This window comes from Halomonas almeriensis, assembly GCF_030409235.1.
Classification (GTDB): domain Bacteria; phylum Pseudomonadota; class Gammaproteobacteria; order Pseudomonadales; family Halomonadaceae; genus Halomonas; species Halomonas almeriensis.
The window spans coordinates 422,104-442,744 of record NZ_JAUFPO010000006.1 but is presented as its reverse complement, the minus strand read 5'-3'; the positions used below and the strand labels follow the sequence as shown (position 1 = coordinate 442,744).

Below are 20,641 nucleotides of genomic sequence, written 5' to 3'. Positions count from 1 at the left end.
ATGTCATTAATCACGCATTAGTTCAACTGTCGCTTACTAGCTACACCCAACTAGCCTCGTCCTGACACTGTAGACAGGCCATCCAGCGGCGCTGAACCTTTGACAATTGCTGCCAATTCTCCTCCTTTCCTTGGTGTTGGCCGAGATTTTCGGACGACAACCGTTATCTGAATCAACCTTAAGGAAAGGACAAGAGCCATGAAACTCGACAAGATCAAGCACGATTTCGATCAACCCACGATGACGACCACAGGCCATACCGCTTACTGGTCACCCGAAGTCCTGGCGCAGCTGGCTCGGCGCGACTGGGCCCGGACTCATGTGCGCAACCGAATCGATTTGTCGGCTTGGCAGGGCTTTACCAGGGACCTGCCGCGAGACCCCTATGTGGACCAGCGCTGGAAGCGCATGGCCTGGCTGGCGCTGGACGAATCGGGCAGGATGCAGGATCTCGGACACTGCCCCATGGCCCAGGGTGGCGCCTTCAACAATGCCGAGAGCATGGCCGACAAGCTGCGCTACTATGCGCCTCTGACTGAGGCCTTTGTGCAGAGGCATGACGTCAGGCGGTTTGTCGAGGCCTGGGCAAGGCTCTGGGGATTACACGCCAATGAGCCGATCCTGTTCCAGATCACCGGCGTACGGGGCGAAGGCAGTATCGACCCACTGCAGGGCCAGGGGATTCATGCCGATGGCTGCAAGGCCTTGAGTATCATGGTGGTCAGTCGCCACAATCTGATCGGGGCGGACAATCACCTCTACGCCGACAAGGCGGGGCAACATCCCCTGGCGGATACCACCCTGGACCCCGGAGATATTCTGCACCTGCGTGACGACCGGCTCTTCCACAGCGTGGATGCCATCCGCCAGGAAGCGCCCCACCAACCCTTCGAGCGCTTCATCATCATCATCAACAGCCGGTTCGTGGACCCCTACCAGAACCGTATCCTGCGTCGCCACTTCCCCGATGCCATCCTCCACGAAGGCTGAGTCCTTCCGCGTCCGATGGTGAGTCATCCTGCCATCGCCCTTGAGGGGTGACAGACGTCTCGCGAGAGGCCCTTTGTCGCCCCCTCCAAAAACAAGCCCCCCTGGCTAATGCCAAGGGGGGCTTGTGTGCCAGGCACCACGGAGTGCCGGGTGGCGCGTCTCGCGAATCGGCGTTACTGACGCAGTCCCTCGAAGGTCACATAGAGCTCGAGTTCGTGCATGACCTCCGGAAACTTGGACATGTCGATGTCGAACTCGGAGAGCGTCAAGGTGGTGCTGCCCTCGAATCCGGCCCGATAGCCGCCCCATGGGTCTTCGCCCTTACCCAGCAGAGTGACCGGCATGTCGATTTCCCGGGTTTCACCATGCAGACTCAGATCGCCGGTCAGCACGCCTTCCCCGTCACCGGTTGACTCGAAGCCGGTGGTCGTGAAGGTGGCCGTGGGATACTCGCTGGCATCGAGGAAATCGGCGCTCTTGATGTGCTTGTCGCGCTCGGCATGATTGGTTGTCAGGCTGGTAACATCCACCTCGACGCTGGCCGACGAGTCACCGACATTGTCCGGATCATATTGAAAACTGCCGGAAAAATCCTCGAAGGATCCCAGAATGTAGGAATAGCCCAGGTGGCTGATCTTGAACTGAACAAAGGCATGCTGGCCTTCACTGTCGATCTGGTACTCGGCCGCCTGCGCCTGTGCCAGCGGCACCAGGGCGGCAGCGGCAATTGCAGCACTCATCACGGTCTTCTTGAACATCATGTCACTCTCCTGAATTTGGGGGTTGATGCGAGGACTCACCTGTAACACGCTCAGCGTCGGCGGGTATAGCGAGGAAAGATCATGCGCACGAGAACATCGTTGCGATCGAACAGGTGATGCTTGATCGCCGCCAGCGCATGACCGGCGGACAGGACGATCAGAACCAGGGCGGCGTACCAGTGGATCAGCCCCGCCAGCGAGGCCTGATTCGGCAAGCCGAACAACACCGCCGGCGCCTCGAACCAGCCGAACACATCGATGCCCTTGCCTTCGGCGGTGGAAATCAGATAACCACTGATCAGCACCAGCAGCATCAACCCATACAACAAGACGTGACCCACATGGGCAGCCAGGCGTTCCAGGCGATGACCACGCCCGACCGGCGCGGGTTGCAGCAGACGCCACACCAGGCGGCCCAGGGTGGCCAGCAGCAGAAGCACACCGATGCCACGATGCCACCAGGGCGCCAGGTTGTACCAGTCATCGTAATAGCCGAGATCGGTCATCCACCAACCAAGCGCGAATAGCCCAATGATGGCCAGGGCACTCAGCCAGTGCAGGACGATACTGATACAACCCCATCCGGTTCGCGTGTTGGTCCACATCTTCAATGCTCTCGTCGCCACTGCTTCGACGACCACTATACGATGCCAACGCCCGCTCGTCCGCTGAAAATAGCGCAACGCGCCATTCGGAAAATCCGATGCCTTCAGCCCGAGGCGGGCAAGGCGTCCAGGCCCCTGGCCAGATCCCGGCGAATGTCGACCAGATCCTCGAGCCCCACGGCCAGTCGAATCAGCCCCTCCTCGATGCCGGCCGCCGCCTTCTGTTGCTCCGAAAGGCGCCCATGGGTCGTGGTGGCCGGGTGGGTGATGGTGGTCTTGGCATCCCCGAGGTTACCGGTGATCGACAGCAGTCGGGTGGCATCGATCACCGACCAGGCGGCCTCGCGCCCGCCCTTGACGACCAGACCCAGCACAGCACCAAAGTCATCCTGCTGGCGGCATGCCAGCGCATGCTGGGGATGCTGCAACAGACCACAGTAATGCACCCGCTCGACCGCCGGATGCTCATCCAGCCATTGCGCCAGCGCCATTGCATTGGCGCAATGCGCCCTCATGCGCAGGCCAAGCGTTTCCAGCCCCTTGGTAAAGATCCAGGCATTGAAGGGACTCATGCAGGGGCCACAGGTGCGTACCACCCCATGGACCTCTTCCAGCAGGGCGTCAGCGCCAACCACGGCGCCCCCAACGGCCCGGCCCTGGCCATCCAGATACTTGGTCGCCGAATGAATGACCAGGTCAGCCCCCAGAGCCAGCGGTCGCTGCAGTGCCGGCGTCAGAAAGCAGTTGTCGATGGCCAGCCAGGCACCGTGATGTCGGGCCAGCTTCGACAGTGCGGCGATGTCGACCACTTCAGCGAGCGGATTGGAGGGCGTCTCGGCAAACATCAGGCGGGTCTTCGGCGTCAGTGCCGCGGCCCAGTCGTCCAGATTGGAGAGTTCCACATAGCGAGTGGTGATGCCGAGCTTGCTCAGGTACTTGTCGAAAAGGCTGACCGTGGAACCGAACAGCGAACGCGAGGCCACGATCTCGTCACCGGCGGTCAGCAAGGCCAGCGCCGTGGCGAGAATAGCCGACATGCCGGATGCCGTGGCGACACAGCGCTCTCCCCCCTCGAGCGCCGCCAGGCGCCGCTCGAAGGTTTGCACCGTAGGATTGGTAAACCGCGAGTAGATGTTACCCGGCTCGTCTCCACCAAACTTGCGCGCCGCCTCAGCGGCACTGTCATAGACGAAGCTGGAGGTCGGAAAGATCGGCTCGCTGTGCTCCTGCTCGGCCGTCCTCCGGTGGCCGGCCCGCACGGCCAGGGTCGCCGGCCCCCAATCGCCGTTGATGTCGTTTTCGTCGTGCATGGCACCTTCCTGCCTAGTCGAGATCATCGTCCTGGTTGTGCATGCCGACCAGGGCATGATCGCCGGCACTCGTCAGCTTGGCATCATCGTTGCGTATGGCTTCGAGATCCGCCAGGTAGGCCTCATCGATATCGCCGGTGATGTACTGACCGTCGAATACCGAGCAGTCAAAGTCCTCGAGCGCCGGATTGACGTCGCGGCAGGCCTGCTTGAGATCGTCGAGGTCCTGATAGACCATGCGATCGGCACCGATCAGCTCGCCGACTTCGGCCTCGCTGCGGCCGTGGGCAATCAGCTCGTTGGCCGCCGGCATATCGATGCCGTACACATTCGGATAGCGCACCGGGGGCGCCGCCGAGGCGAAGTACACCTTGTTGGCCCCCGCCTCACGAGCCATCTGGATGATCTGGCGGCAGGTGGTGCCCCGCACGATGGAGTCATCCACCAGCAGCACATTCTTGTCCTTGAACTCGATGTCGATGGCGTTGAGCTTCTGACGGACCGACTTCTTGCGCTGGGTCTGCCCCGGCATGATGAAGGTGCGGCCGATATAGCGGTTCTTCATGAAGCCTTCGCGGTAGGTCACGCCCAGATGCTGGGCGAGTTCCAGCGCCGAGGTCCGCGAGGTGTCGGGAATCGGGATGACCACCTCGATGTCATGATCCGGCCACTCACTCTGGATACGGTCGCCCAGCTTGCGGCCCATCTGCATGCGGGTGCCATACACATAGGCCCCATCCAGCAGGGTATCCGGGCGGGCCAGATAGACATGCTCGAAGATGCAGGGGGCCAGTCGCGGTGTGTCGGCACAGCCCTGGGTGTGAATCTGCCCTTCCATGTCGACGAAGATCGCCTCGCCCGGGGCCAGGTCGCGGTGCAGCTCGAATCCGCCGACATCCAGGGCCACGGACTCGGAGGCAATCATCACCTCCTGGCCTTCCCCTTCGTCGCGGGTGCCAAAGACCACGGGCCGAATGCCATTGGGGTCACGGAAGGCCACCAGCCCCACCCCATTGATGATGGCCACCGCTCCGTAGGCCCCCCGGCAGCGGCGATGCACCCGGCGCACCGCATCAAAGATATCGCCGGGCGCCAGATGCAGGCCCTGCTTGCCCAGTTCGTGGGCAAAGACATTGAGCAGTACCTCGGAATCCGAGCTGGTGTTGATATGGCGCAGATCCGAGGAGAACAGCTCCTGCTTGAGCTGTTCGGAATTGGTCAGGTTGCCGTTGTGCGCCAGGCTGATGCCATAGGGGGAATTGACATACAGCGGCTGGGACTCGGCCTCACTGGAAGAACCGGCCGTCGGGTAGCGCACATGGCCGATGCCCAGATTGCCCTTGAGGCGTGCCATGTGACGGGTATGAAAGACATCGCGCACCAGGCCGTTGCTCTTGCGCAGCAGGAAGCGTCCGTCGTTCCAGGTCATCATACCGCCGGCATCCTGGCCGCGGTGTTGCAATACCGTCAGGGCGTCATAGATACCCTGGTTCACCGCCTGCTTGGCCATCAGGCCCACAATCCCGCACATTACTGCTTACCTCGCTCGCCAAAAGTGAGTGGGATGGGCAAGCCACCCCGATATTCCGATCATTCCGGGCTCGCGTCGTCCCGGGCGGCACCCTGGGGGTCGCGATCCTTGGGGGCCGCCAGCTCTTCCAGGTGCGTCGCCGCCCTCGGCAGACGCTCTCCCCAGTCAAGCAGATACCCGGCAGCCCAGCCACGCAACTGTTCCAGCCGCGGGCGAAGCTCGGCATCCTGCCAGGCATTGAGCTGGGCCAGTGGTGTCATGCCAATCAGGATCGTGGCCAGCACCAGCACCGCGGCCCCCTTGGCGGCGCCGAAAACCGCGCCGGCCAGGCGATTGAAGAGCCCCATGCCGACCCACTCGACAGCCGCCTGCATGAAGCGGATTACCAGGCCACAGGCCAGGATGACCACGAACACCACCAGCACGAAAGCCAGCACCAGGCGACCATCAGGACTCTCGATCACGCCTGCCAGATGATCGGCCACCGGCTGTGACAACCAGCGGGCCGCGAGGAGTGCCACGACCCAGGACGCCAGCCCCAGGGCCTCGCGCACCAGCCCGCGGAACAGCCCGGTAATGGCGGTGAACGCCAGTACGGCGATACACAGCCAGTCGATCCAGGTCAGCGCCATGCCGCTCACTCGGTCCTCACCAGCAGGCCCTGAAGGTTCAGCGCCGCCTTGAGTTTGCCCATGACATTCTCGGCGGTTTCCGAACTCGCATAGGGGCCGACATAAACGGTGGTAAGGTTGTTGTCGCGGGCCCGCTGATAAGCCGGGTAGCCCTGCTCCTCGAGACGTGTCTGGAGCCCCTCAGCGTTGCTGACCTGACCGAAGCTGCCGACCTGCACGGCCCATTCGCCGTCCGGAGTGGCGTTGGCCTGGCGCTCGTCGGCGGCCCTGGCAAGCTCGGCGATGGGATCATCGGCTTGCTGCGCACTGTCAGAGCTCGACTCGGTAGCGGTGTCCGCCGCGGATGCCGGCTCGGTCTCCTCGGCGGGCATTGTCGCCGACGACGCCTCCTGCTCTGCCGGCTCCGAGGCGGCAACGTCCTCGCTGGCGACCGTCTCCCGTGACACCGCCGTGGCGTCGTCAGTGTCGGGCGAAGTCTTCTGCGCCGACTCGACGCTATCCGGGGGTGTCGGCTCGGCGACGTCACGCTGCTCGACATCCACCGGCTGCTCGATGGTCAGTACCGGTTCCGGACGGTCCTCGCGGGGCACGGGGTCGTCCAGCAACAAAGGCACAAAAATGACGGCTAGGGCAATGAGCACCAGGGCACCGCTGATCCGTTCACGCATACCGTATTTCATGTCATTCCCTCGTCATTCCCTGGGCGGTGTCACCGCGATCAGTCTGCGACGGATTCTCCCGAGCGGCCAGGACCTCGGCCACCGTGAAGAAGGAACCGCAGACCAGCACTCGATCCTCCGGGGCCAGATGGCTGGCCAGGCGGCGCGCACCCTCTGTCGGCGAAGCGGCACACTCGATCACGGTCTGGCCGTGGCGTTGCAAGCACTCCGCAAGCTGGTGGGAATGTCGCGCCCGATCACCTTCCAGTGAGACCGGCAGCCAGGCATCGATGGCCGGCGACAGCGCGTCGATCACGCCATCGGCATCCTTGTCGGCCAACATGCCGAGAAGCGCATAGGTCGTGCCGGTGGTCTCGTCATCGGCCAGCCGGTCCGCAACATAAGCGGCCGCCTGGGGGTTGTGTCCCACATCGAAGCACCAGGCCCCCTGCCATTGCATGCGCCCGGGCAGCGCCACGGATTGCATGGCCGCGCGACAGGCCTCGGGCTGCAGCGAGACTCCCGCCAGATCGAGCGCCGTCAGGGCGGTGGCGGCATTGTCCAGCGGCAGCGCCGGATCAGGCAGTTCATCGATCCGCAGCTGCCCCTGCCGCGACCATTGCCAGTCGCGCGCCGCGCCCTGGCGATCAAAGTCTTCTCCCAGCACATGGACCGGAGCGCCACACGCGTGAGCGGCCGCCCGCACACTGCCGGGCAGTTGCCGAGATCCCAGCACGGCCGGGCGCCCAGGTCGCATGATCCCGGCCTTTTCGCGACCGATGACCTCCAGGTCGTTGCCCAGAAAGGCCGCATGGTCCAGCGCGATCGTGGTCACCACGGCCACATCCGCGTCGACCACATTGACCGCATCGAGCCGCCCCCCGAGTCCAACCTCGAGGATGGCCAGTTGCGGCATTTGTCGACGGATGACCGACAACGCGGCCAGGGTGCCGACCTCGAAATAGGTCAGGCTGATCGGCTCACCGTCCAGGCGAGCCGCCTCGACGGCCCTGAATCCCTTCATCAGGGCCTCATCATCGGCTTCCCGACCATTCAGGTGGAGGCGCTCGTTGTAACGAAACAGATGCGGAGAGGTGTAGGCGGCCGAGGACAAGCCGTGATGCGTCGCCAGCGACTCCAGCAGCGCCACGGTAGAACCCTTGCCATTGGTACCAGCCACGGTGATGACGCGTTGCGCCACGGGACCGTCGAGCAGCCCCATGCGACGCGCCACTTCGGTCACCCGATCGAGACTGAGCTCGATATCGACCGGGTGGGCCGCTTCCAGCCGCCTCAGCCAGGCATCAAGCTCGGTGGGTGAAGCGTCTTCGTTCATAGCGCCCGACTCAGCGGTTGCTGTCAGGACGTGGCGTCGGCTCGGCGTCCGGATTCGCCGACCCAACGGTCGGCGGATCCGCCGGTTCCGCGGCATTTCCCGAAGCCTCGGCGGTGGCCGTTTCCTGCGGCGGTTCGACCTGTTCGGCGCGATCCACCAGATCCGGCTCCTCACCCCCGTGACGCTTGGGTCCATCGGCCGGCTGATGCGTCAACTTGCGCAGCACACCGCCCAGACGCTCACGGATTTCCTGGCGATGGACGATCATGTCCACGGCGCCATGCTCAAGCAGGAACTCGCTGCGCTGGAAGCCTTCCGGCAACTGTTCGCGTACCGTCTGCTCGATGACCCGTGGACCGGCAAAGCCGATCAGTGCATTGGGCTCGGCCACGTTGAGGTCGCCGAGCATGGCCAGCGAGGCCGAGACACCGCCGAACACCGGGTCAGTGAGCACCGAGATATAGGGTACCCCGGCTTCCTTGAGCCGCTCGAGGGCGGCCGATGTCTTGGCCATCTGCATCAGCGAGAACAGCGCTTCCTGCATGCGCGCGCCACCCGAGGCCGCAAAGCAGACCAGGGGCACGCCCTCATCGTGGGCAAGGGTGGCGGCACGCACGAACTTCTCGCCGACCACGGCGCCCATGGAGCCACCCATAAAGGTGAACTCGAAGGCCACCGCGACCACCGGAAGGCCTTCGAGCGTGCCCCGCATGGCAACCAGGCCATCCTTTTCACCGGTCGCCTTCTGCGCCGCGGCCAGGCGATCCTTGTACTTCTTGGAGTCGCGAAAGCGCAGCCGATCCACCGGCTCGAGATCGGCGGCGATTTCTTCGCGACCTTCCCGGTCGAGAAACCAGTCGAGGCGCTTGCGGGCCGTCAGACGCAAGTGATGATCACACTTGGGGCAGACGTTGTGATGCTTTTCGAGCTCCGGCAGGTAGAGCACTGCCTCGCACTTGGGGCACTTGCGCCACAGGCCGTCCGGCACACTGGTGGTTCGTCGGTCCTTGCGCTGAATGCGCCCCACCGAGGGCACGATCTTGTCTAGCCAGCTCATGTCAGAATCGCTTCCCTATGGTCTGTTGCCCCCGGCCGGGGGGCCAATCGAATCGGTTGACTCGCGCGCGTCAAAGGCGGCCATCGAGGCACGCGAGTCCAGCCAGGCGTTCAGGCATCCAGGGCCTGGCGCATTTCTCCCAGCACCGCTTCCAGGGCGGCGGGGATCGCTTCAGGGGTCTCGACGTTATCGGCAATCTTCTGGACCAGCACGCTGCCGACAATGACGCCATCCGCCACCTGACCGACGGCCGCGGCCGAGGCGCCGTCGCGAATGCCGAATCCGACGCACAGTGGCAGATCGGTCATCTCGCGCAATGGCGCCAGGTGCGCGGCGATATCCTCGGCATCGGCAACCGCCCCGCCGGTGACACCCTTGAGCGAGACATAGTACAGATAGCCCTCGCCATGGCCGCATATTGTAGCGGCCCGGGCATGTGAAGTGGTAGGGGCGACCAGGAAGATCGAAGCCAGGCCACGTTCCTTGAAGATCGGACCCAGCAAGTCGGCCTCTTCGGGGGGCATGTCGACCAGCAGGACACCGTCGACGCCCGACGCGGCGGCGCGGTCGGCGAATGGCTCGAGGCCGAGGCGCTCGACCGGGTTCAGGTAACCCATCAGCACGACCGGTGTGTGCGCATCGTCACGGCGGAATTCGCTGACCATGTGCAGCAGATCCACCAGTCGCACATCATGTCGCAGCGCCCGTTCACAAGCCTTCTGGATCACTGGGCCATCGGCCATGGGATCGGTGAACGGCACCCCCAGCTCGATGATGTTGGCCCCGCCACGAACCAGGGCATGCATAAAGGACACGGTGTGCTGCGGAGCAGGGTCACCGGCCGTGATGTAGGGAATCAGCGCACGGCGTCCCTGCGCCTTCAGATCCGCAAAACGTTGATCAATTCGGTTCATCAGGCTTCCTCAGAATTCGATGCCGTCAAGCTTGGCGACGGTCATGATGTCCTTGTCACCGCGTCCGGAGAGGTTGACCACGATGTGCTGGTCGGGCCGCATGGTCGCTGCCAATTGCTTGGCATGCGCCAGCGCATGAGCCGACTCGAGCGCCGGCATGATGCCCTCGACATGCGTCAGTTCGCGGAACGCCTCGAGCACGGCGTCATCGTTGGCGGCCACATACTCGACGCGCCCGGCATCTTTCCAGCAAGCATGCTCCGGGCCCACACCGGGATAATCGAGACCCGCCGACACGGAATGCGTATCCGACACCTGCCCGCCCTCGTCGGACATCAGGTAGGTGCGATTGCCATGCAGCACACCCCGCGGCGCGCCCGAGGTCAGGGGGGCCGCATGCCGGCCGGTGATGACACCATCGCCGCCGGCCTCGACACCGATCATGGTCACCCCGTCATCTTCGGCAAACGGATAGAACAGACCGATGGAATTGGAGCCGCCGCCGACACAGGCGACCAGGGCGTCGGGCAGACGACCGAACTCCTCGAAGCATTGCTGGCGGGCCTCGCGACCGACCACGGAATTAAAGTCGCGCACCAGCATGGGGTAAGGATGCGGGCCTGCCACGGTACCGATGATGTAAAAGGTATCGTCGACATTGGTCACCCAGTCGCGCAGCGCCTCGTTCATGGCATCCTTGAGCGTACGGGTGCCCGACTCCACAGGAATCACAGATGCGCCGAGCAGCCGCATGCGATAGACGTTGAGCTTCTGGCGCTCGACGTCCGCCGCGCCCATGTAGATCTCGCACTGCAGCCCCAGGCGCGCCGCTACTGTGGCGGTGGCCACACCATGCTGACCGGCGCCGGTCTCGGCGATCACGCGGGGCTTGCCGCTCTTCTTGGCGAGCAGTGCCTGACCGATGGTGTTGTTCACCTTGTGCGCGCCGGTGTGATTGAGATCCTCGCGTTTCAGCCAGACCTGGGCCCCGCCGATCTGATTCGACCATCGCTCGGCGTGATAGAGCGGTGATGGACGGCCCACGTAGTGGGACAGGTCATGGTCGAATTCGGCCTGGAACTGCGGATCCTCGCGAAGACTCAGGTAGGTCTTCTGCAGATCCTCCAGGGCGAAGCTCAGGGTCTCCGAGACGAACCGGCCACCATAAGGGCCGAAGTGGCCGCGATCGTCCGGCAGTCGGGTCAGGTCACTGAACTTGCTCACGAAAGACACCTCACAGGATCGGTGTAGGATTGTTGATGAAGCACCAGGGTGCTAGGGCATCACCCATCGGCGCGACGCACCGCGCGCATAAAGGCCGTCATGCCGTCGGCATCCTTAATGCCGGGCGCCGTTTCAATGCCGCCGGAAACGTCCACCGCGAAGGGGTGTACCCGGTCGATGGCATCGGCCACATTGAACGTCGACAGACCTCCAGCGAGGATAACAGGTTTTGTCAGCGTTGCGGGGATCCGCGACCAGTCGAAGGTCTCGCCGGTGCCCCCCGGCACTCCGGGTCGGTAGGCATCTAGCAACAGTGCCCCAGCATCTACATAGGTGCTTGCCGCCGCCTCGAGGTCCAGGTTGTCGCGCATGCGCAGCGCCTTGATCCAGGGCATGGCGGAGGCCGCACAGGCAGCGGGCGACTCGTCACCATGAAACTGCAGCAGGTCGAGATGTGCCGCCGCCGCTTCGACCTCCTCCGCCGATGCATCGACAAAGAGGCCCACCCGGGTCACGAAGGCCGGCACCCGATCGCTCAAGGCGGCCAGGCGATCCAGCGAAATGGCGCGCTTGCTACCCGGCCAGAGCACAAAGCCGATGGCGTCGGCACCGGCAGCGACGGCGGCATCCACGTCCCCGGGCCGCGTCAGGCCACAGAACTTCACCCGGGTTCGAGCGACCCGGCTGGCATGATCAAACATCGGCGGGCTCCTGTTCATCGCCGTGGGACTGAGCCTCGGCGGTCCGAGCATCTTCCTCGGCCCGCGCCGCGGCAAAGGCCAGCCCCTCTTCCCGGCTCCGCCCGCGCAACAGCTCGGGGCGGATGCTCGGCAAGGGGCGATCGCCCGTCCACTCACCGAGAAAGGCCAGCAGATTGGGGCCCAGTGGCTCGCGGGGCAGCTCCCAGGCCGCGTCATAGATGGAATCGACAAAATGCAGCCCGTGGGCCGGCGCCGTGATGTCACCCAGCGCCCGGTTCCTGAGCGCCAGCAGCCGAGCCAGGTAGTCCTCCCCCTGCTCACCGCGACCGACCCGCATCAGGGCGCCAGCGATGTTGCGGATCATGTGATGCAGAAAGGCGTTGCCCTGGACGTCCAGCACCAGATAAGGGCCGTGTCGCTTGACCTCGATAAAATGCAGGTGACGCCAGGGTGACCGGGACTGACAACCCGCGGCCCGGAAACTGGAGAAGTCGTGCTCGCCGACCAGCGCCTGAGCCGCTGCGTTCATCGCCTCGGCATTCAGGGGGTCCCGACACCAGGTGACATGAGCCCGCTCGAGCACCGGCCGGGTGGGCTGATTGAGCCAGATGTAACGATAACGCCGGGCCACCGCCATGAAACGCGCATGAAAGGCCGTATCCACGGGCTTGATCCAGCGGATGGCGATATCCTTGGGCAGATTGGCGTTGCCGCCGAACACCCAGGCCTTGGCGGAACGCGCCGCCGGCGGGTCGAAGTGGATGACCTGGCGAGTGGCATGCACCCCGGAGTCGGTTCGCCCGCTGGCATGCAGGTCCACCGGCGCACTGGCCACCTTCGACAGCGCCGTTTCCAGGGCACCCTGGATGGACGCGGCATGCTTGAGACGCTGCCAGCCACAGTAATGCGTGCCGTCATACTCCACGGCCATGGCCAGGCGGCCTGTCAGCGGCTGATTCTCGTCAAGGCGTCGAAAAAAACTCATGGTGCCATCGGGTCATCGTCGGGGGGCATCAGGCGGCTGCCCGGAAAAGAATAAAAGAACCATTATCCCTGCCAGACAGGCATAACGCCAGCCATGGGGCCGGCCGGAAACGCAACGGGGCGCCCCTGCGAGGGCGCCCCGTAACACACTCGCCAGTTGGCGAGCCGTTTCACTGCTCCCGCAGAATCTTCAACATGCGCTTGAGCGGCTCGGCGGCCCCCCACAGAAGCTGGTCGCCGACGCTGAAAGCGGACAGATACTCACCGCCCATGGCCAGCTTGCGCAGACGCCCCACCGGAACCGTCAGGGTGCCGGTCGCGGCGGCCGGCGTCAGACTGTCATTGGTGGCATCCTTATCATTGGGGATCAGCTTGACCCAGTCGTTGTGCGTCGCGATGCGCTCCTCGATCTCGTCGAGCGGCACATCCTGCTTGAGCTTGATGGTGAAGGCCTGGCTGTGCGAGCGCATGGCGCCAATCCGCACACAGAGCCCGTCGATGGGAATCGGGTGGTCCTGGCGCCCGAGAATCTTGTTGGTTTCCACCGAGCCCTTCCACTCTTCGCGGCTCTGACCACTCTCGAGCTTGGAGTCGATCCAGGGCAGCAGGCTGCCGGCCAGCGGCGCTCCGAAGTTGTCGACCGGGAAGTCGCCACCGCGCATGGCCGCCGTCACCTGACGATCGATATCTAGAATGGCACTGCCCGGATCCGCCAGCTCGGTGGCCACACTGTCCCGGAGGGCTCCCATCTGGTTAAGCAGTTCGCGCATGTGCTTGGCCCCGGAGCCGGAAGCCGCCTGATAGGTCATGGAGGTCATCCATTCGACCATATCGGACTCAAAGAGCCCGCCGAGGCCCATCATCATAAGGCTTACGGTACAGTTGCCACCGACGAAGGTACGAGCGCCGCGGGCCAGCTGGGCGTCGATCACTTTGCGATTGACCGGGTCGAGGACGATAGTGGCGTCATCGGCCATGCGCAGGGTGCTGGCGGCGTCAATCCAGTAGCCCTTCCAGCCTTCGCCGCGCAGGTCGGCGTAGACCGCCTGGGTGTAATCGCCGCCCTGGCAGGTAATGATCACGTCCAGGGTTTTCAGGGTCTGAAGGTCGTGGGCATCCTTCAGCGCGGGCACGTCCACGCCGATATCCGGACCGGGCTGGCCGACCTGGGAGGTCGTGAAGAACACCGGCTCGATACCGTTGAAATCTCCGTCCTCGATCATGCGCTGCATCAGCACGGAACCGACCATGCCCCGCCATCCGACGAAACCGACTTTCAACATGTCACGTCCTCCAGAAAAAGTGAACGATTAATACTACAGAAAAAACGCTGCCGTATCAGTGCCCGCCCGGGTGCCGCGCTCACGACACCCCATGGCTGCCTCAGGACGCTTCCAGCGCGGCCAGCACCGCATCACCTATCTCGACCGTGGATACATACGGGCCATCCTGCGGGGCGATATCGGCAGTTCGCAGACCGTCATCCAGCACCTGGCCGACCGCCGCTTCGATTCGCTCGGCGAGTGCGTTCTCGCCCAGCGAGTAACGCAGCATCATGGCCACCGAGAGGATGGTGGCCAGCGGATTGGCCAGTCCCTGGCCGGCGATATCCGGGGCACTGCCGTGGCACGGCTCGTACATGCCCTGACCGCTCTCGTTGAGCGAAGCGGACGGCAGCATGCCGATGGAACCGGTGAGCATGGCAGCGGCATCCGAGAGAATGTCGCCGAACATGTTGCCGGTCACCACCACGTCGAACTGCTTGGGCGCGCGCACCAGTTGCATGGCAGCGTTGTCGACGTACATGTGGGTCAGCTCGACATCCGGATACTCGGGGGCCAGACGTTCCATTACCTCACGCCACAGCATGGTCACCTCGAGCACATTGGCCTTGTCCACGGAACAAAGGCGCTTGCCGCGCTTCTGTGCCATCTCGAAAGCCACACGGCCGATGCGCTCGATCTCGGCCTCCGAGTAGACATATGTATTGAAGCCGACACGCTGACTATCGCGCTCTTCGATGCCGCGCGGCTGGCCGAAGTAGATGCCCCCGGTGAGCTCGCGCACGATCATGATGTCGAGGCCGGCGACCAGTTCCGGCTTGAGGCTCGAGGCCTCGGCTAGCTGCGGATACAACAGCGCCGGACGCAGGTTGCCGAAGAGCCCGAGCTCCTTGCGCAGCCCCAGCAGCCCCTTCTCCGGGCGCTTGCTGATGTCCTCGATCGAATCCCACTGAGGCCCGCCCACGGCCCCCAGCAGAACCGCATCCGCCGCCCGGGCGCGCTCGAGAGTGCTCTCCGGCAGAGGGGTACCGTGCCGGTCATAGGCGGTGCCGCCCACCGGCGCTTCCTCGACCTCAACATCCAGGCCCCGCGCCTGGCAGGCCGCCAGCACACGGCTCGCCTGAGCGGTGATTTCCGGGCCGATACCGTCGCCCGGGAGAACCAGAATTTTGCGTGTCATGCATCAATCCTTTTTTGTAAGCGGCGAGCATCGAGCCACGAGATTCGAAGGGCAACCCCGGAAGCTCAAAACCCAAAGCATACGAGCGGCGAGATGCGAGATACGAAACCCGAAAACCCAGCTCGCAGCTCGTAGCTCGTGGCTCGTAGCTCGCCGGGCGGTCAGGCCTCGCGAAACATCCAGGGCCGCTCGGCCCGATGACGCTTCTCGAAGGCGTGAATCGCGTCTTCGTCCTTAAGGGTAATTCCGATGTCGTCGAGTCCTTCCAGCAGGCAATGCTTGCGGAAGTCGTCGACCTCGAACTCAAGTAGTTCCCCAAATGGCGTGGTCACGCGCTGCTTTTCCAGGTCCACCTCCAGACGATACCCCTCGTTGGCGGCGACTTCCTCGAACAGCCGATCCACCTCGGCCTCGGAGAGCTTGACCAGCAGAATGCCGTTCTTGAAGGCGTTGTTATAGAAGATATCGGCAAAGCTCGGCGCAATCACGACCCTGAAGCCGAAGTCTTCCAATGCCCACGGAGCATGCTCGCGAGAACTGCCACAGCCAAAGTTCTTGCGCGCCAGCAGGATACTGGCGCCCTGATATCGCGGCTGGTTGAGCACGAAGTCCGGGTTGAGCGGGCGCTGCGAGGCGTCCTGGCCCGGATACCCCTCGTCGAGGTAGCGCAGCTCGTCGAACAGATTGACGCCGAAGCCGGTCCGCTTGATCGACTTCAGAAACTGCTTGGGAATGATCAGGTCGGTGTCGACGTTGGCGCGATCCAGCGGTGCTACCAGGCCGGCCAGGTAATGAAATGGTTGCATGGTTCAGGCCTCCCCAGCGGAATCGAATTGGCGGACGTCGACGAAATGGCCGGCAATCGCGGCGGCCGCCGCCATGGCCGGGCTAACCAGGTGGGTCCGCCCGCCGTAGCCCTGACGTCCCTCGAAATTGCGATTGGATGTGGAGGCGCAGTGTTCGCCGGCCCCAAGCTTGTCGGCATTCATGGCCAGGCACATGGAGCAGCCGGGCTCGCGCCACTCAAAGCCGGCATCCAGGAAGACCTTGTCCAGCCCTTCTTCCTCGGCCTGACGCTTCACCAGTCCGGAGCCCGGCACCACCATGGCCAGTGCCACCGAGTCGGCCACCTTGTGGCCCCTGGCAACCCTGGCGGCGGCGCGCAGATCCTCGATCCGCGAGTTGGTACAGGAGCCGATGAAGATCTTGTCCAGCCGGATGTCGGTAATCTTCTGCTTCGGCGCCAGCCCCATGTATTCCAGGGCCCGGATCATGCCGGTACGCGCCGTGTCGTCACCGGCCTCGTCCGGGTCGGGCACTTCACCGCCGACGCCGGTGACCATCTCGGGGCTGGTGCCCCAGGACACCTGCGGCTCGATCTCGGCAGCATCCAGGGTCACGACCTTGTCGAACGCGGCATCGTCATCCGAGACCAGCCGACGCCAGTCGGCCACGGCGGCGTCCCACATCTCGCCTTGCGGGGCATAGTGACGGTCGCGCAGGTAATCGATGGTGGTGTCGTCCACGGCGATCAGCCCTACCCGGGCGCCTGCCTCGATGGCCATGTTGCAGACGGTCATGCGGCCTTCCATGGAGAGCCCGCGGATCGCGCTGCCGGCAAACTCGATGGCGTAGCCGGTACCGCCGGCAGTGCCGATGCGGCCGATGATGGCCAGCACGACATCCTTGGCGGTGACGCCCTCGCCGAGCTCGCCCTCGACGCGTACCTGCATGTTGTTCATCTTCTGCGCCAGCAGGCACTGGGTGGCCAGCACGTGCTCGACTTCCGACGTGCCAATGCCATGCGACAGGGCCGCAAAGGCCCCATGGGTCGCCGTGTGGGAATCCCCGCAGACCACCGTCATGCCCGGCAGTGTGGCGCCCTGCTCCGGGCCGACCACGTGCACGATACCCTGACGCGGGTCATTGATACGGAATTCTTCGATGCCGAAGGATTCGCAGTTATCGTCCAGCGTCTGTACCTGGATCAGTGAGACCTCGTCCTTGATGCCGGCATTGCCCTCGGCGCGCTCGACCAGAGTGGTCGGCACGTTGTGATCCGGCGTGGCCAGGTTGGCATCCAGGCGCCATGGACGGCGGCCCGCCAACCGCAACCCCTCGAAGGCCTGGGGCGAGGTCACCTCATGCAGCAGATGGCGGTCGATGTAGATGAGCGCGGTGCCATCCCCTCGTTCCTTCACCAGATGCTGCGACCACAGCTTGTCATAGAGAGTCTGGCCTGACATGTCGTCCTCCCGGGCGTCGCCCGATCATCGCGTCACGGTGGGCAGTGAATCTGCCCTTACCGAATATGACGGGCAGTGTCCCGCGATGTGCGCATAAAGGCAATTCATGTTATTTATTCAATACATTCCAGAAAGGAATGCCAAACGGAGAGCAAGATGGACACGCAAAGTTTGCAGGCCTTCCTGGCGGTGGCCGACAGCGGCAGTTTCTCCCGGGCCGCCGAACAGCTCCACCTGACCCAGCCGGCGGTGAGCAAGCGCATTGCCGTGCTCGAGGAGCAGACCGAGGCGCGCCTGTTCGACCGAATCGGTCGACGCGTCACCCTGACCGAGGCCGGCCAGCTATTGCTGCCACGGGCACGGCGCATCCTGGTCATGGTCGATGACAGCCGCCGCGCCCTGGGCAACCTGAGCGGCGACGTGGCCGGCAAACTGACCCTGGCCACCAGCCATCATCTGGGGCTGCATCGACTGCCCTCGCTGCTCGAACGCTACACACAGCGCCATCAACAGGTTCGCCTGGACCTGCACTTTCTCGACTCGGAGCAGGCCTATCAGGGCGTGCTGGATGGTGAGCTGGAGATCGCCGCCGCGACCCTCTCGCCCACGCCGGACCCCCATCTGAGCACCGTGCCGGTGTGGATCGACCGGCTATGTTTCGTCTGTGCTCGACACCATCCACTAGCCGGCAGCCCGTCACTGAGCCTCGCAGAGCTCTGCCATCACGATGCCGTGCTGCCCGGTTCCATGACCTTTACCCGCCGACTGGTCGAGTCGCGCTTTGCGGCGGCCGGTCTCGGCCTGCCGGTGGCCATCTCCACCAACTATCTGGAAACCCTGAAGATGATGACGGCCATCGGGCTGGGCTGGAGTCTGCTGCCGGAGAGCATGATCGCCGACGATCTGCACGAGATGGCCGTCGACCACCCGCCCATTCTCAGGCCACTAGGCTACCTGGTGCATCGCAACCGCACCCTGTCCAATGCCGCGCGTGCCATGCTCGAGATGTTCGACGACGTGCGCACGGCAGAAGCACGAAACTGGCAACTCCCCGGAAACACGCCAGCTTGAGACCAGCCGGGCCATTACTTAGGATGCTATAAACCTTCCTGGGACCTACCATGTCTCGACCCGCTCCCCCGACACCGGCAGCCAGTGACCTGCTACGCCGCGGCCTGGCCGGCCTAACGATACTGGCCGGCCTGATCATCCAGATCACCCAGTTCAGCGGTGCCTCACCATTCAGCCCACACCTGGTCGGTCATGCCCTCTGGCTGGGCACCGCACTGCTGTGGCGAGACATCCCCTCCCGCAATCGACGTCAAGCGGGATGGCTGGCCGCCATCGGGCTCGGCCTGCTGTTACTGGCGCGCTTCGGTTTCGGCGCGACGATCGATTGGTGGGCGATACTCGACGCCAACACCTATGTGGTCGCCATGCTGGTCGGGGTCAGCTTCATCGGCCTGATCGGCAACCTGCGTGGCCAGTCACGGCCGCCCGGCGGTCAGGCGATCACCGGGCGCCGCGGACTCGCTGGCACCTGGCTGGGCGTGCACCTGCTGGGCACCATCCTCAACCTGTCAACGGTCTTCATGGTCGGCGACCGCCTGCAGCGCCGCGGGCCCCTGAGCATGCCCCAACTGCTGGGGCTGAATCGCGGCCTGTCGAGTGCCGCATGGTGGTCGCCCTTTTTCGCCTCCATGGGCATCGTGATGACCCTGGCGCCCGAGATGGACTATGCCACTGTCGTCATGCACGGCCTGCCACTGGCGCTGTGTTCCGGCCTGCTGACCCTGCTGGAGCTGCCCCGGCGTTTCGACCTGAGCGCCACGGCCGGCTTTTCGATGTCACCCCGCAGCCTGCTGATGCCGGTGGCCATGGCCGGGCTGGTGATGCTCTTCCACTACGGGCTGACACCGCAGCTGTCCATCGTCAGCATCATCACCTTCCTGATGCCGAGCGTGGCCCTGGCCACCAACCTGAGCCGCGGCCCCGCCTGGACCCTGTATCGGCTGCGCCAGCATACCCTGACCCGGCTGCCGGCCATGCGCGGCGAGATTTCCCTCTTCCTTTGCGCCGGGCTGCTGACGCAGGGCCTCTCGACCCTGCTGGATGCCGCCACCGGGCAGGACTGGACGCTGTTTGCCGACTTCGGCATCGCTCAGGCCAGCCTGAGCTTCCTGGCCATCGTGGCCAGTGCCGTGGCCGGGCTTCACCCCATCATCGGCGTCTCGGTGCTAGCGTCGATGCTCGAACTGGCCCCCGGCGAGCAGACGCTGTTTGCCTTCGTGGCGCTCAGCGCCTGGGCCATCGGCACCAGCGTCGGCCCCCTGTCGGGCATCAACCTCTCGCTGCAGGGCCGTTACGACGTCAGCGGCACCCGCATGATGCGCCATAACCTTGGCTATGCCCTGGTCATGACGCTGCTGGTAATGATCAGTCTAGACTGGTTGGCCGGCTGAAGCACGGGCTCGGGGTCGGAGTGCGCCCACGGCTCAGCTTGGGGCACGCGCGAAATAGCGGTGACCACATTGGTGACAGGGCTCGAGGCGCTCTACACCAGTCATCTCGACAGTGGCATCACAATGCACGCAGGCCATGCGCCCCGGCACGGCCATTTCACCCGCGGTGTAATCGGCGCGCGAGGCTTCCAGGTCGTCATCGAGCTGCTCCCGTTCGAGCCGACTGCGGTCGGCAATCGAGAACAGCGCCTCGGTGACCGTGCGCGACAACGCCGACAGGTCGATGCCCAGCCAGCTGGCCACGCCTTCGCCGCCGGCGCTGAGGTAACGGCGCATCTCCTTGAGGTCGCGTTCGACCCAGGCGCGCAGCAGCGCCAGCTCATCCCGGGTGAACTCTTCCACCTCGGCCTCAAACTCGATGGCCTCATCGAGCTCATGCTGCAGGTTCTCGCGATTGAGATCCCCGGCCCCTTCCTTCAGGCGCCCCAGCATACGTTCGTAGGCCGCCTTGAGGCGGTGATCCTGATGACGCGGATCCTGTTGGTCGCTCATGACATTCTCCTCGTGTGGCGCCTGACATTCGCCGGCCCATAGCCGGAACCCGGGCTCCTGGGGTATCCTAGCTGGCCGACACATTTTCCATTTAGACGGCACGCCGTCGGTGAATCAAGCGGATTCCACCGCTGCCGCACAGATCCACAGGGCCTTGTGCGACACCGACCCGCTGACGCGCGCAGCGACACCCGCGTTGCCTCCGACCAGCAAG

The 20,641-nt window shown here is 64.2% G+C and carries 20 protein-coding genes; 3 read left to right on the top strand and 17 right to left on the bottom strand.

Translation table 11 applies throughout. The features are described 5' to 3' along the window. The first annotated feature begins 198 nt into the window (after positions 1-198). The gene (locus QWY74_RS05945; RefSeq protein ID WP_264825170.1) at positions 199-990 is read left to right on the top strand and encodes a 2OG-Fe dioxygenase family protein; all 792 of its coding nucleotides are present in this window, start codon (positions 199-201) and stop codon (positions 988-990) included. Between the two features lie 173 nt (positions 991-1,163). Here QWY74_RS05945 and QWY74_RS05940 read toward each other — a convergent pair whose 3' ends face one another. The 16 genes from QWY74_RS05940 to leuC all read right to left on the bottom strand — a co-directional run bounded on the left by QWY74_RS05940 (position 1,164) and on the right by leuC (position 17,413). Further along, on the bottom strand, positions 1,164-1,748 hold the full coding sequence (locus QWY74_RS05940; protein WP_264825262.1) for a YceI family protein: 585 nt from the start codon (positions 1,746-1,748) through the stop codon (positions 1,164-1,166). A 53-nt stretch (positions 1,749-1,801) separates the two neighbouring features. Next, a complete protein-coding gene (locus tag QWY74_RS05935; RefSeq protein ID WP_264825169.1) occupies positions 1,802-2,356 on the bottom strand; it encodes a cytochrome b in 555 nt (184 codons plus the stop codon). Between the two features lie 104 nt (positions 2,357-2,460). Next, on the bottom strand, positions 2,461-3,666 hold the full coding sequence (locus tag QWY74_RS05930; protein ID WP_290313980.1) for an O-succinylhomoserine sulfhydrylase: 1,206 nt from the start codon (positions 3,664-3,666) through the stop codon (positions 2,461-2,463). A gap of 13 nt (positions 3,667-3,679) precedes the next feature. After that, on the bottom strand, positions 3,680-5,197 hold the full coding sequence (purF, locus tag QWY74_RS05925) for an amidophosphoribosyltransferase (RefSeq protein ID WP_264825167.1): 1,518 nt from the start codon (positions 5,195-5,197) through the stop codon (positions 3,680-3,682). A gap of 59 nt (positions 5,198-5,256) precedes the next feature. After that, complete coding sequence (locus QWY74_RS05920) at positions 5,257-5,829, bottom strand: CvpA family protein (protein WP_290313979.1); 573 nt, start codon at positions 5,827-5,829, stop codon at positions 5,257-5,259. A 5-nt stretch (positions 5,830-5,834) separates the two neighbouring features. After that, the gene (locus tag QWY74_RS05915; protein ID WP_264825165.1) at positions 5,835-6,509 is read right to left on the bottom strand and encodes an SPOR domain-containing protein; all 675 of its coding nucleotides are present in this window, start codon (positions 6,507-6,509) and stop codon (positions 5,835-5,837) included. 1 nt (position 6,510) lies between these two features. Next, entirely contained in the window at positions 6,511-7,824 is a 1,314-nt protein-coding gene (gene folC / locus QWY74_RS05910; protein WP_264825164.1) for a bifunctional tetrahydrofolate synthase/dihydrofolate synthase, read from the bottom strand. A 10-nt stretch (positions 7,825-7,834) separates the two neighbouring features. Continuing rightward, on the bottom strand, positions 7,835-8,881 hold the full coding sequence (gene accD, locus QWY74_RS05905; RefSeq protein WP_264825163.1) for an acetyl-CoA carboxylase, carboxyltransferase subunit beta: 1,047 nt from the start codon (positions 8,879-8,881) through the stop codon (positions 7,835-7,837). A 110-nt stretch (positions 8,882-8,991) separates the two neighbouring features. Next, a complete protein-coding gene (trpA, locus tag QWY74_RS05900) occupies positions 8,992-9,795 on the bottom strand; it encodes a tryptophan synthase subunit alpha (RefSeq protein WP_290313978.1) in 804 nt (267 codons plus the stop codon). Positions 9,796-9,804: 9 nt separating this feature from the next. Next, a complete protein-coding gene (gene trpB / locus QWY74_RS05895; RefSeq protein WP_264825161.1) occupies positions 9,805-11,019 on the bottom strand; it encodes a tryptophan synthase subunit beta in 1,215 nt (404 codons plus the stop codon). A 59-nt stretch (positions 11,020-11,078) separates the two neighbouring features. Next, positions 11,079-11,720, bottom strand: a complete 642-nt coding sequence (locus QWY74_RS05890; protein ID WP_264825160.1) for a phosphoribosylanthranilate isomerase — start codon at positions 11,718-11,720, stop codon at positions 11,079-11,081. Further along, a complete protein-coding gene (gene truA, locus QWY74_RS05885) occupies positions 11,713-12,705 on the bottom strand; it encodes a tRNA pseudouridine(38-40) synthase TruA (protein WP_264825159.1) in 993 nt (330 codons plus the stop codon). Before truA ends, QWY74_RS05890 begins: the two co-directional genes overlap by 8 nt. 169 nt (positions 12,706-12,874) lie before the next feature. Further along, positions 12,875-13,987: an aspartate-semialdehyde dehydrogenase gene (gene asd, locus QWY74_RS05880; RefSeq protein ID WP_264825158.1), complete on the bottom strand. Its 1,113-nt coding sequence runs from the start codon at positions 13,985-13,987 to the stop codon at positions 12,875-12,877. A 100-nt stretch (positions 13,988-14,087) separates the two neighbouring features. Continuing rightward, a complete protein-coding gene (leuB, locus tag QWY74_RS05875) occupies positions 14,088-15,167 on the bottom strand; it encodes a 3-isopropylmalate dehydrogenase (protein ID WP_264825157.1) in 1,080 nt (359 codons plus the stop codon). 161 nt (positions 15,168-15,328) lie between these two features. After that, positions 15,329-15,973 carry a 3-isopropylmalate dehydratase small subunit gene (gene leuD / locus QWY74_RS05870; protein ID WP_264825156.1) on the bottom strand — a complete coding sequence of 215 codons (645 nt, stop codon included), beginning with the start codon at positions 15,971-15,973 and terminating at the stop codon, positions 15,329-15,331. A gap of 3 nt (positions 15,974-15,976) precedes the next feature. Continuing rightward, on the bottom strand, positions 15,977-17,413 hold the full coding sequence (leuC, locus tag QWY74_RS05865) for a 3-isopropylmalate dehydratase large subunit (protein WP_264825155.1): 1,437 nt from the start codon (positions 17,411-17,413) through the stop codon (positions 15,977-15,979). A 156-nt stretch (positions 17,414-17,569) separates the two neighbouring features. Here leuC and QWY74_RS05860 point away from each other — a divergent pair, with 156 nt between their 5' ends. Together QWY74_RS05860 and QWY74_RS05855 are read left to right on the top strand one after the other, a co-directional pair. Then, on the top strand, positions 17,570-18,484 hold the full coding sequence (locus tag QWY74_RS05860) for a LysR family transcriptional regulator (protein ID WP_264825154.1): 915 nt from the start codon (positions 17,570-17,572) through the stop codon (positions 18,482-18,484). A gap of 50 nt (positions 18,485-18,534) precedes the next feature. Next, positions 18,535-19,875: a hypothetical protein gene (locus QWY74_RS05855; protein WP_290313977.1), complete on the top strand. Its 1,341-nt coding sequence runs from the start codon at positions 18,535-18,537 to the stop codon at positions 19,873-19,875. A 33-nt stretch (positions 19,876-19,908) separates the two neighbouring features. Here the strand turns inward: QWY74_RS05855 and QWY74_RS05850 are convergent, their stop codons facing one another. Further along, positions 19,909-20,427 carry a zinc ribbon-containing protein gene (locus QWY74_RS05850; RefSeq protein ID WP_290313976.1) on the bottom strand — a complete coding sequence of 173 codons (519 nt, stop codon included), beginning with the start codon at positions 20,425-20,427 and terminating at the stop codon, positions 19,909-19,911. Positions 20,428-20,641 lie beyond the last annotated feature (214 nt).

Bases quoted from the DNA above. Each gene is read 5' to 3' on its own strand.
- trpA (WP_290313978.1), bottom strand. From the start codon at position 9,795: ATGAACCGAATTGATCAACGTTTTGCGGATCTGAAGGCGCAGGGACGC.
- QWY74_RS05915 (WP_264825165.1), bottom strand. From the start codon at position 6,509: ATGAAATACGGTATGCGTGAACGGATCAGCGGTGCCCTGGTGCTCATT.
- asd (WP_264825158.1), bottom strand. From the start codon at position 13,987: ATGTTGAAAGTCGGTTTCGTCGGATGGCGGGGCATGGTCGGTTCCGTG.
- QWY74_RS05890 (WP_264825160.1), bottom strand. From the start codon at position 11,720: ATGTTTGATCATGCCAGCCGGGTCGCTCGAACCCGGGTGAAGTTCTGT.
- leuD (WP_264825156.1), bottom strand. From the start codon at position 15,973: ATGCAACCATTTCATTACCTGGCCGGCCTGGTAGCACCGCTGGATCGC.
- QWY74_RS05930 (WP_290313980.1), bottom strand. From the start codon at position 3,666: ATGCACGACGAAAACGACATCAACGGCGATTGGGGGCCGGCGACCCTG.
- purF (WP_264825167.1), bottom strand. From the start codon at position 5,197: ATGTGCGGGATTGTGGGCCTGATGGCCAAGCAGGCGGTGAACCAGGGT.
- QWY74_RS05945 (WP_264825170.1), top strand. From the start codon at position 199: ATGAAACTCGACAAGATCAAGCACGATTTCGATCAACCCACGATGACG.
- QWY74_RS05940 (WP_264825262.1), bottom strand. From the start codon at position 1,748: ATGTTCAAGAAGACCGTGATGAGTGCTGCAATTGCCGCTGCCGCCCTG.
- QWY74_RS05850 (WP_290313976.1), bottom strand. From the start codon at position 20,427: ATGAGCGACCAACAGGATCCGCGTCATCAGGATCACCGCCTCAAGGCG.
- leuC (WP_264825155.1), bottom strand. From the start codon at position 17,413: ATGTCAGGCCAGACTCTCTATGACAAGCTGTGGTCGCAGCATCTGGTG.
- accD (WP_264825163.1), bottom strand. From the start codon at position 8,881: ATGAGCTGGCTAGACAAGATCGTGCCCTCGGTGGGGCGCATTCAGCGC.
- QWY74_RS05855 (WP_290313977.1), top strand. From the start codon at position 18,535: ATGTCTCGACCCGCTCCCCCGACACCGGCAGCCAGTGACCTGCTACGC.
- QWY74_RS05935 (WP_264825169.1), bottom strand. From the start codon at position 2,356: ATGTGGACCAACACGCGAACCGGATGGGGTTGTATCAGTATCGTCCTG.
- folC (WP_264825164.1), bottom strand. From the start codon at position 7,824: ATGAACGAAGACGCTTCACCCACCGAGCTTGATGCCTGGCTGAGGCGG.
- QWY74_RS05920 (WP_290313979.1), bottom strand. From the start codon at position 5,829: ATGGCGCTGACCTGGATCGACTGGCTGTGTATCGCCGTACTGGCGTTC.
- QWY74_RS05860 (WP_264825154.1), top strand. From the start codon at position 17,570: ATGGACACGCAAAGTTTGCAGGCCTTCCTGGCGGTGGCCGACAGCGGC.
- truA (WP_264825159.1), bottom strand. From the start codon at position 12,705: ATGAGTTTTTTTCGACGCCTTGACGAGAATCAGCCGCTGACAGGCCGC.
- leuB (WP_264825157.1), bottom strand. From the start codon at position 15,167: ATGACACGCAAAATTCTGGTTCTCCCGGGCGACGGTATCGGCCCGGAA.